The sequence below is a fragment of the Salipiger sp. HF18 genome (assembly GCF_011806505.1).
Classification (GTDB): Bacteria; Pseudomonadota; Alphaproteobacteria; order Rhodobacterales; family Rhodobacteraceae; genus Salipiger; species Salipiger thiooxidans.
Genome location: NZ_JAATOS010000328.1, coordinates 1 through 4,508 on the forward strand (window position 1 = coordinate 1; position 4,508 = coordinate 4,508).

Annotated in this window: 2 protein-coding genes and 2 pseudogenes; all 4 read left to right on the forward strand. The window is 64.8% G+C overall.

Going from position 1 to position 4,508, the window contains the following annotated elements; genetic code table 11:
* Positions 1-256: 256 nt before the first annotated feature.
* Positions 257-1,384, forward strand: a pseudogene (locus HC022_RS29895) (AAA family ATPase); the annotation flags it as partial.
* A gap of 180 nt (positions 1,385-1,564) precedes the next feature.
* Positions 1,565-2,230: a hypothetical protein gene (locus HC022_RS19695; protein WP_254885186.1), complete on the forward strand. Its 666-nt coding sequence runs from the start codon at positions 1,565-1,567 to the stop codon at positions 2,228-2,230.
* Positions 2,231-2,978: 748 nt separating this feature from the next.
* A complete protein-coding gene (locus HC022_RS19700; RefSeq protein ID WP_167453558.1) occupies positions 2,979-4,298 on the forward strand; it encodes a recombinase family protein in 1,320 nt (439 codons plus the stop codon).
* Positions 4,295-4,508: pseudogene (locus tag HC022_RS19705) on the forward strand (recombinase family protein); the annotation flags it as partial. The gene HC022_RS19700 and the pseudogene HC022_RS19705, both read left to right, overlap by 4 nt.

Consider the following 4,508-nt stretch of genomic DNA (forward strand, 5'->3'; position numbering starts at 1 on the left):
GGCGTCAGCCGGCCCCCTTCCCCTTGTCATGGAGCACCGCGACATGCCGAAGCCCACTAGCGCCCCTTGGGGCCCCTATGCCCGCACGATCCTGCGCCGCCTCCGCACGGCGGAGGCCGACGACCGCTACGATCTCGACCTCGCAACAGAGGGCGACCGGATCGATCCGGGCGAGAGGCCGACCAACCAGAGCGCGGTCGCGCTCTTCGACGAGCTGGAGCACAGCCAGCGGCACGATTCCCGCGATCTTGAAGCGATGCGCGCGGCAGGCGTCGACGGCTGGACGCTTGACGAGACCGGCGCCGATACGCCCAAACGGTTCATCGAGCCGGGCAAGATCCTGACCGCGCTGCAGCTCGCAGCCACCTTCTGCACGGAGCCCGCATTCCTCGACACCCTCCAACGTCGCAAGGTCACGGTGATCGATGGCATCGATCCACAGCAGCTTGCCGGCACCGCGACCTCGATCGGTAGACTGCTTCTACCAGAAGGCTGGTCCGCGCAGATGCGGGCCCCGCGCGCAGCTCGGAGCGGGGTCCTGCAACTGCTGCGTCCCATCGACCCGACGAGCCGCATGGTGCCCGAGCAAGCCTACATCAAGCTTGAGGCCGAGATCCTGGCGGCGCTGGCCCTGCCGCATCCGCTCATGATCCTGCTTCCCGCAGGCGCTCGGCTGCCTGCGCGGTTGAGTCGGGTGCTGCCACCCGCGATCCGCTTCGCCTCTCTGGATCGCGAGATCCTGCTGGCGCTTTTCGCACAGACACATTCCTCCACTGGCAAAATCGACCGCGAGCATATCCGTCCGCTTCTGCCGAGCGATGCGGCCTTGGCAGACCTCGACCCCCTCAGCCTCTTCACGGCTCTGCGAGAGCCCGATGCCGCAGCAGTGGCGCGGGCGCTGGCAAAGTTTCAAGCACCGGACGACACCGTCTCAGGTGACATGACGCTGGCGCAGATCGGCGGCGATACAGCGGCTCACCGGGCAGCCACAGATCTCGTGGCGGACCTGACCGCATGGCGCCGCGGCGAAGCGCAGTGGAGCGAGATTAATTCTTCCCTTCTTCTCCACGGCGAACCCGGGGGCGGCAAGTCCATGCTGGCTCGCGCCATTGCCGCCTCGGCTGACGTCCCGCTCGTCGAAGGCTCATTCGGATCGTGGCAAGCTGCTGGCCACCTTGGCGACATGCTACGCGAGATGCGCCGGACTTTCGCTGCAGCTGCAGCGAAGCGGCCCGCCGCCTTGTTCATCGATGAAGTCGACGCAGCCGGATCGCGCGACAATCATGAAACGCACTCCGCCAATTACCGTCGGCAGGTCGTCAACTAGTTCGTCCAGGAGATCGACGCGCTCCGGCGCAGCGAAGGCGTTCTGTTGATCGGTGCGACGAACCATAGGGATGCACTGGATCCGGCGATCCTCAGGCCTGGGCGTTTTGACCTGCATCACAGTCTGGTGCGTCCGACGCAGGCCCAAGTTCTGCACATGCTGCGGCGTGCCCTGCCTGAGGCGGCAGAGCCAGATCTTGTAATGCTTGCACGGGTTTTCTCGGGCGAGACGCCAGCCATGATCGATGCGGCCATTCGCGCGGCAAAGGCGCAGGCGCGGCGGTCGGGCCAGCCCCTGCGTATCCCGACGCTGATCGCAGCGCGTCCGCCCGCACCCGAAGGCTATGATCGTCGGATTGCGATCCACGAATGCGGACACGCCATCGTCGCGACGCTCCTTCGTGCGGGCCCGGTCCGGCAAATGCAGCTGTCCCGCGACGGCGGGTCCACGTCTCGCGGTTCCGCAATCCACGAGGGCACGCCCCTCGAGTTCGAGCATGAGCTGACGATCATTTTGGCCGGACGTGCTGCCGAGCGCCTTGCCTTGGGCTCGATCACGGCTGGCGCAGGCGGCAGCGCCGAAAGCGATCTTGCCCAAGCCTCCGCGCTCCAGTTGCAGCTCGATCGCGAGTTCGGGCTCGGCGTCAACGGCAACGGCTGGCTTGGCCCGGCGAACATGCAGCGCTTGCTCCCGGATGATGCCGACCGGCTTCGCGTCAAACTCGACCAGTTCGAACGTCGCGCGCGCGCCCTGCTCGCCCCGCATCGCGATCTGCTCGAGACACTGGCCGCACATCTCGTCGAGCATCGCGAACTTCAGGAGGCCGATCTTCGTCCCTGGCTCTCCGGATTGCAGCCGGTGGACCTCGCAGAAACAGACTTGAACGGAGGTCCCTCCGGGTAGGAGCGCATGGACACGGAGCGCGTCCCTGTTCCAGCGGCAATCACGTCGCCCGGAGCCCCGTTTTGCCATAAAGGAATTCGCAAAGTCGCGGCGATGGCGCGGGGCGCGCCGGCGGTTTGCACAATGGATATTCGCAAACTTCGCCACGTGCGGCCATCATCGCCGACAGACATGCGCAATGGCAGGGGCGCCCAGGACCGGAGGCACAAAATCAAATCGCAAACATCGGGCAAAGGTCGCCCAATCCTACATCAAAGCTGCCCGTGCCTGCCGCATTACGGAGAACTCCCTTCAGGTAATATTTTGACCAACCGAACCCGCGCGCTGCCGGGGCGTCTAGCCTTGCCACCGCGCCGCCCCCGCATGTCTCGCCCCTGAGTTTTCCACATAATCCCGACCAAACGCCCCTCGGCGCCCTCTCGTGGCAGGCGACCCTGCCCGTGCGCCCGCGACATGATGATGACAACGAACCGGGGCAGGTCCCGGACAGATCATCACCATTTTGCACCTCCCGCAGTCCTTACCGCAAGGGATCGGGAGAACTCGGCCAATGGCACGGGAACGGGCAAGACACGCAGATCCAGAGGAGACGCCGTCTGCGGCAGCGCCTTTGGAACCAACGTCATCTCGTCCCGACGTTTGCGAACCGCCAGCGCCTTTCCATCCCGCGCTGCGCCATCTCGTCCGTTTGCTCGCAGAGCAGGCTGTGCGCGACGAGATCGCAGCCTCCGATCCAAAGGAGTAAGCCATGACACCAGATGCACCTGTCCGCGCCGCGATCTACGCGCGGTACTCGAGCGACCTGCAATCTGCCGCGTCAATCACTGACCAGGTCCGCGTGTGCCGTTCGCTTTGCGCCGATCGCGGCTGGCGAGTGGTGGAGGTCTTCACCGATGAGGCGATGAGTGGCGCCTCGCACCTGCGGCCTGGCTTCCAGACGATGCAGCAGGCCGCGATGAACGGCCAGTTCGACATCATCGTCGCAGAGGCACTTGACCGTCTGTCGCGCGATCAAGAACATATCGCAGCTCTGCACAAGCGCATGAGCTTCCTCGATGTGTCGGTCGTAACCAAGGCCGAGGGCGAGATCAACGAAATGCACATCGGCCTCGGCGGCACGATTTCGGCCCTCTTTCTCAAGCAACTCGCCCAGAAGACACATCGCGGTCTGGAAGGTCGCGTCCGTGATGGGAAGTCGGCGGGCGGCATCAGCTATGCCTATCGCGCGGTGCGAGCACTTCGCACCAACGGCACGGTGACCACTGGGGAACGCGAGATCGTCGAGAACGAGGCCGCCACGGTTCGGCGCATCTTTGAAGGCTATGCCGCCGGCCTGTCTGCTCGCGCGCTGGCCGCCGCGCTGAATGCGGAGGGCATCTGCAGCCCCGCGAACGGCAAAAATGCTGGGACCTGGGGCCCATCCACTATCTCGGGCAACTGGAAGCGCGGAACCGGGATCCTCAACAACGAGGCCTATATCGGTCTCCTGGTCTGGAACCGGCAGCGGTTCGTCAAGGATCCCGCGACCGGCAAGCGGCAGGCGAGGCTGAACCCGCCAGAGAAGTGGGTGAACCGGCAGGTCGAGCACCTCCCGATCATCGACGACGATCTTTGGCAACGGGTGAAGGACAGGCAGGGAGCGATCCGCGAGGAGATGAACCCCGCAGGGGTTCAGGACGGTGGACTTCGCCCCGAGCGGGCACGCCGCCCGACCTACCTGCTCTCAGGACTGATCAAATGCGGATGCTGCGGGGCAACCTACACACTTATCAACAAGACCCGGTATGGGTGCTCGGCGGTACGCAACAAGGGAACGGCCATCTGCACCAACCGAGCCACGATTTACCGCGACTCCGTCGAAGAGCGTGTCCTAGCCTGTCTTCGGGAAAACCTGCTCCACCCGCCCTCCTCGACACCTTCGTCGAGGAATACCGCATGGCCTGAAACGCAGCAAAAGCCGACACGCAGGCTGCGCGGGCAAGGGCCGAGCGGGAGCTCGCCCAGGTCGAGAAGAAGATCGCCGGTCTCTTCTCGGCGATCGAGGACGGCATGTATCACTCCTCGATGAAGGAGAAGATGGCGCGGCGCGAGGATCGAAAGCGGAGCCTGGCAACCCAGGTTGCGGAGGCGCCGGAGCCGACCGTGCTGAGGATGAACCCGAGCCTCGGCGATCTCTATCGTCAGAAGATCGGCGATCTGGTCACTGCCCTGTCAGACCCAGCAGTTCGGGTCCAGGCCGCCGAGGCGATGCGCAGCCTGATCTCCGAGATCCGGATGG

Coding starts and splice junctions, on each gene's coding strand:
- HC022_RS19700 (WP_167453558.1), top strand. CDS start 2,979: ATGACACCAGATGCACCTGTCCGCGCCGCGATCTACGCGCGGTACTCG.
- HC022_RS19695 (WP_254885186.1), top strand. CDS start 1,565: ATGATCGATGCGGCCATTCGCGCGGCAAAGGCGCAGGCGCGGCGGTCG.